Annotated in this window: 4 protein-coding genes; 2 read left to right on the forward strand and 2 right to left on the reverse strand. The window is 68.9% G+C overall.

The features are described 5' to 3' along the window. Positions 1-161: 161 nt before the first annotated feature. Both A5704_RS13315 and A5704_RS13320 read left to right on the forward strand, forming a co-directional pair. Positions 162-434, forward strand: a complete 273-nt coding sequence (locus A5704_RS13315; protein WP_067758816.1) for a hypothetical protein — start codon at positions 162-164, stop codon at positions 432-434. A 5-nt stretch (positions 435-439) separates the two neighbouring features. Continuing rightward, positions 440-1,981: a radical SAM protein gene (locus A5704_RS13320; RefSeq protein ID WP_067758837.1), complete on the forward strand. Its 1,542-nt coding sequence runs from the start codon at positions 440-442 to the stop codon at positions 1,979-1,981. On the opposite strand, the gene A5704_RS13325 is transcribed toward A5704_RS13320, so the two are convergent. Both A5704_RS13325 and A5704_RS13330 read right to left on the reverse strand, forming a co-directional pair. Beyond that, a complete protein-coding gene (locus A5704_RS13325; protein ID WP_067889372.1) occupies positions 1,978-3,015 on the reverse strand; it encodes a PAS domain-containing protein in 1,038 nt (345 codons plus the stop codon). The two genes, A5704_RS13320 and A5704_RS13325, sit on opposite strands and share 4 nt — an antisense overlap. 320 nt (positions 3,016-3,335) lie before the next feature. Then, on the reverse strand, positions 3,336-5,410 hold a 2,075-nt coding region (locus A5704_RS13330), incomplete at its 5' end, for a Zn-binding domain-containing protein (RefSeq protein WP_067889375.1).

The raw sequence follows: 5,410 nt of genomic DNA on the forward strand, positions 1-5,410 counted from the left end.
GCCCTTGACGAACAGCAGCGCGCCCCCGCCGCCGAAGGCGATCAGCCCGAGCATGACGGCCCCCGCCCGGCTATCCATACCAGCCCTACCCGGCCTGGCAACCGCAACCGCCGCAGCGCAAGCCGAGCGGCGGCGAGGTCTTCGGCGCGGCCATCGCCGGGATGGCCCTCTATGCCGGGATCAACGCGATCCTCGGCCCGCTGGTGTTGTTCGGGCTCGCCAACGCGATCGCGCCGAAGGCCGCGTTCGCGACGGGGGCCGTCATGCTCGGGCTGATCGCCTTCGGCGGCGGGGGCGCGCTGCTGTTCGTCAAGGGCAGCGCGTGGGCGAGGGGGATCGGCATGGGACTGATGATCGGCTGGGCGCTCACCTCCATCTTCACCGTCGGCATCTGCACCGGATTGAACCCGATGCTCTACCACATCACCCGATGAACGGCATGGAACTGCGCGGTGACCGAATCCACCGCTACGTCAACGCTTTTTGCCCGCGATGTCACGCCGAACAACCCGATCGCCCGTTGAGTGACGTGGCGCGGCTCAGTGGCTGGCTCGCCGTGCGCGGCGACGGCCAGGTCTGGCTCGAACGAGGCTGTCCCCGGCATGGACTCGTTCGGACGCTGTACGACGAAGACCCCGAAATCCTTGCCTACCTCGAGGAGTGGACCGCGCCCACCAAGGCCCATGTCCCCGACAGCCCGGGTAACTTCGACCCGATCCCGTCGGCCTATCTGCGCGGCTTGCCACAGATGCAGACCCAACACACCTGCATCCTGCTCGAGGATGTCGCCGCGACCTGCAACCTGCGCTGCCCGACCTGCTTCGCCGACTCGTCGCCAGACCTTCGCGACGTCGTCGCGGTCGGCGACGTGCTGGCCAACGTCGACCAGCGCCTGGCACGCGAGAACGGGCGCCTCGACGTGGTGATGCTCAGCGGCGGCGAACCAAGCCTGCATCCGCAGCTGCCCGAGCTGCTCGCCGAGCTGAGTTCGCGACCCATCACGCGAATCCTGTTGAACACCAATGGTTTGCGGATAGCGCAGGATGACGAGCTCCTCGACCTGCTCACCGAGTACCGCGAACGCGCCGAGGTGTACCTGCAATACGACGGGATATCGCCGGCCGCGCACCGCCACCACCGCGGCGGTGACCTGTCGCGGGTCAAGCACGCGGCGCTGCGGCGACTTTCCGAGCGTCAAATCTTCACCACCCTGGTGATGACGGCGGCGCTCGGCGTGAACGACGACGAGATCGGCGGCGTCGTCAGGCTCGCGCTGGACACGCCGTACGTCGGAGGCGTCTGCATCCAGCCGCAATTCGCGTCCGGGCGTTCCGATCTCATCGACCCGGACAGGCGCCTCACCCATACCGGTGTGCTGAGGCGGTTGGGCCCGCAGACCGGCGACCTGATCACCTGGCGGGACCTGACCGCGCTGCCCTGCTCGCACCCGCATTGCTGTTCGGTCGGGTACGCGCTCCGTGACGACAGCGGGCAATGGCGTTCGCTGGTCGCCCTGATCGGCCACGACAACCTCAAAGACAAGCTCGGGTTGGTCGCCAACCGGATCGCCGACTCCGACATCCCCCGCGAGTTGCGCCTGGCGGTGCGGGAATCGCTGATGGGCTTGCTGTCGGAGCAGTCCTCGCTGTCACACCCGCAGATGTCGGACGTGTGGCGCATGATCTGCGAGAACTGCGATCTCGGCATGGCGACGTTGCTGACGGTGGCGTCCGCCGCGCTGCCCGGCCGGCGGCGCCAACTGCGGCGGATGCTGGGCGAGCGAGTCGTGCGCATCACGGTCAAACCGTTCATGGACATGTCGACGATGATCGAAGAGCGGCTGGTGCAGTGCTGCGTGCACGTCGGCACTCGTTCGTCGCAGGACCAGTGCGCGCCGTTCTGCGCGGTGCAGGCCTGGCCGCAACTCGCCGGCCAGCGCCTCTCGCTGGCCGCTCAACGCCTGCTGCCCGTGGTCGGTTAGCCGGTCGGCTCGGGGCCGTCCGAGAGCCCCGCGGCGGCGAGTTCCTCATCGGAGGGCAACCGCAGCGACACCAGGCCGGCGTAGGTATCCGGTTCGAGCTCCACCCGGTTGACCGTGACGTGCACCGGCACCCAGTCGTCGTGATTGCCGGGCATGCGCAACACCCGACTCGTGGCGCCGTGGGCGAATTCCTCCGTCATCGACGCCACCAAGTGCTGATCGTCCGGATGCACCTTCGGCTTGCCCGTCTCACTGCCCCGCCAGTCGTAGAAGGTGCAGGGCTCGTCCAGCCACTTCAGCAACGCCCAATTCTTCAGGTCGATCAGTGCCCGGTGCACGCCGGCCTGGGCCAGTCCGCTCAGGATCCGTTGCGCCAGATCGTCGGTCGACACCGCCGGGCCCTTGAGTTCTGCGCGCCAGTTGATCGCCCGCGCGACCAGATGGTCGCGGCCGTCGGGTCCCTCTTCCAATCCGGTCCGCGCGACGAAGCCGATCCGCATGGGGTTGCCCTGCCAGTCAGTGAGATCCCAAGTGCTGCAGATGGTTTGGTCGGGCTTGGCCTTGACGGCCATGGCGAGGACCTTGGTCTCGTTGGGATTGAGGTCCCGGGATGGGAGATCTTCTGCGAAGGCCCGGCCGAACGTGACCTCGACCTCCGGATTCTTTCCGCTGTTCACCAGCGACTCCCTGGTGTCGGTGGCGACGCCCTGGGTCAGATCCCACTTGAGCGGCCCCGGAATCGGCCGCTCCGGCGGTTCGACGTCGGCGGGCCCGGTCCACACGTGCACCCCGTGGATATAGCCGTCGGACATCACCACCGGTTCGGTGCGAATCACGCGGTCGCGCTTGGGTGTGATGCTGGTCAGGCTCTGTCCGGTCTGCACCGTCTCGGCGATCGCGGTCCGGACCGCGGACAGATAGGGACTGCGGCGCAAGAACGTGGTGATGGGCACGAGGTTCTTGAGTTGGCGCCCCTGCGCCACCACGGTGGGTTCACCCCCCAGCGTCTCCACGAGCAACCAGTCGTGGCCCATGCGGTGAGATTTTACGGCGGGGGCCCGACTCCTCGGGACCTCGGGCCTATAGGCAGGATTCGAATCGGCCGCAGAAAACGCTATCGTTCTCTGCGCCAACGCCTTCGGGCCGCAACGCCGATGCCGATGAAGTTGCCATGCCGCCGCGGCCTTTGATAGTTTGCTGCTGCGCCCGCGCAGCCGGCCGCCAACCGCTCACCGGTGAGCGTTCGTCCGACCGTGCGACAGCACGCGCCCGTTTCTTCAAGCAGCAGGAAATGCGCGCTCGGGACGGGTGTCACAGAGCAGATCCGCGGGGTCGACCGTCGAGGGGTCGGTCGTCATCCGCCGGGTTGCTCGGCGCGCGGCAACTGCGCCAGGACGAGTTCCAGCACCCGCACCGCGCCCGCCTTGTCGAGCGGGTCGTTGCCGTTGCCGCACTTGGGGGACTGCACGCAGGACGGACATCCCCGGGGGCACTCGCATGCCTCGATGGCGGCGGCTGTCGCACCCAGCCACGTGCCCACCTTGCGATAGCCGCGCTCGGCGAACCCGGCGCCGCCCGGATAGCCGTCGTACACGAAGACGCTGGGCAGGCCGGCCGGATCCGGTCCCACCGCGGTCGACAAGCCGCCGATGTCGCCGCGGTCGCAGCTGGCCACCAGCGGCAGCAGGCCGATCGCGGCGTGCTCGGCGGCATGCAACGATCCGGGGATCCTCGGTGCGTCAATACCCTTGCGCAGCAACGCTTCTTCGGTGATGGTGTACATCACCGCCGTGGTCGCCAGCGTCTGCTCCGGCATGTCCAGCTCGATGAAGTCGATCACCTCGCCGGAGAGCCGGCGGCGCAGGTAGCCCACCACCTGGTGGGTGACGGTGACCGGCACCAGACCCAGTGTGACGGGACCGTACTGCGCGCGTTCTCCGGTGCCGGTGACGGCGATGTCGGTGATTTCGCGGGCGAACGTGGCGTAACCGGGGTCCTCGGCGTGCACGAAGGCGATCGCGTCGTCGAAGTCCAGTGAGTCGACGACGTAGCTCTCCCCCTGATGCAGGTAGACGGCACCCGGGTGGACCGACGCCGGGGCCTGACCGACGCCCGTGCTGCCCAGCAACCGCCCGGTGTCGGCCTCCACGATCACGATCTGGCCGCCCGCCGAACCCCGGATGTCCACGGCGCCATGCGGTTCTAGGCCGGCCGCGGGAAAGTACTTGCCGTTGCGGCGACGCAGCAGGCCGTCGTCGAGCAGGCCCTCGGCCACCTCGATGGCGCCGAAGTCACGCACTTCCGCCTCCTCGAGCGGCATTTCGGTTGCGGCGCAGAGCAGTTGGGGTCCCAAGATGTAGGGGTTGGCGGGATCGATCACCACCCGTTCGACGGGCTTGCCCAGCAGCGCGGTGGGGTTGTGGACCAGGTAGGTGTCGAGCGGGTCGTCGCGGGCGATCAACACCACCAGCGCGCCCTGCCCGCGCCGGCCCGACCGGCCGGCCTGCTGCCAGAACGAGGCGACGGTCCCGGGGAACCCCCCGAGCACCACCGCGTCCAGTCCGGCGATGTCGACACCAAGCTCCAGGGCGTTCGTGGTGGCCAGCCCACGCAGCCGACCCTCGGCCAGGGCACGTTCCAGCGCGGTGCGGTCTTCGGCGAGGTAGCCGGCGCGATAGGAGGCCACCTTGCCGGAGAGCTCCGGGGCGATGTCGTCCAGCCGCGCCTGGGTGCCCAGCGCGGTCAGCTCCGCGGCGCGGCGCGAGCGCACGAACGTCAGCGTCTGCGCCCCCTCGGCGATCAGGTCGGCCATCACCCGCGCCGCCTCCGCGCCGGCGGAGCGGCGCACCGGTGCCCCGTTCTCGCCCAGCAGATCGGGCCGCAGCGCCGGTTCCCACAAGGCCACCGTCCGCGCGCCCTGCGGCGAGCCGTCCTCGACGACCTCCTCGACCGGATACCCGATGAGTTCGGCGGCCGTCGCGCCCGGCGCGTCCGTCGTGGCGCTCGCGAAGATCACCGTGGGCGCCGAGGAGTACCGCGCGCACAGTCGCAGCAACCGGCGCAGCACCATCGCCACGTTGGAGCCGAAAACCCCACGGTAGTAATGACATTCGTCAACGATCACGAATCGCAGGCCCCGCAGCAGCACCGCCCAGCGGGCATGGTTGCGCAGGATCGACACATGGATCATGTCCGGATTGGAAAACAACCATCGGGAGCGCTCGCGCGCGAAGCGCCGGACTTCCGGCGGGCTGTCGCCGTCGTAGGCGGTGGGCGCGACGTCATGGCACCGCGGGACGGCGCCCGCCAGCGTGTGGGCGGCCCGCAATTGGTCATGCCCCAGCGCCTTCGTCGGCGACAGGTACAGCACCCGGGCGCGCGGATCGGTGGCCAGCGCGTTGAGGACGGGAAGTTGGTAGGCCAGCGACT

Origin of the sequence: Mycobacterium sp. E735 (genome assembly GCF_001666955.1) — a bacterium.
Taxonomy (GTDB): Bacteria; Actinomycetota; Actinomycetes; order Mycobacteriales; family Mycobacteriaceae; genus Mycobacterium.

Coding starts and splice junctions, on each gene's coding strand:
- A5704_RS13315 (WP_067758816.1), top strand. CDS start 162: ATGGCCCTCTATGCCGGGATCAACGCGATCCTCGGCCCGCTGGTGTTG.
- A5704_RS13320 (WP_067758837.1), top strand. CDS start 440: ATGGAACTGCGCGGTGACCGAATCCACCGCTACGTCAACGCTTTTTGC.
- A5704_RS13325 (WP_067889372.1), bottom strand. CDS start 3,015: ATGGGCCACGACTGGTTGCTCGTGGAGACGCTGGGGGGTGAACCCACC.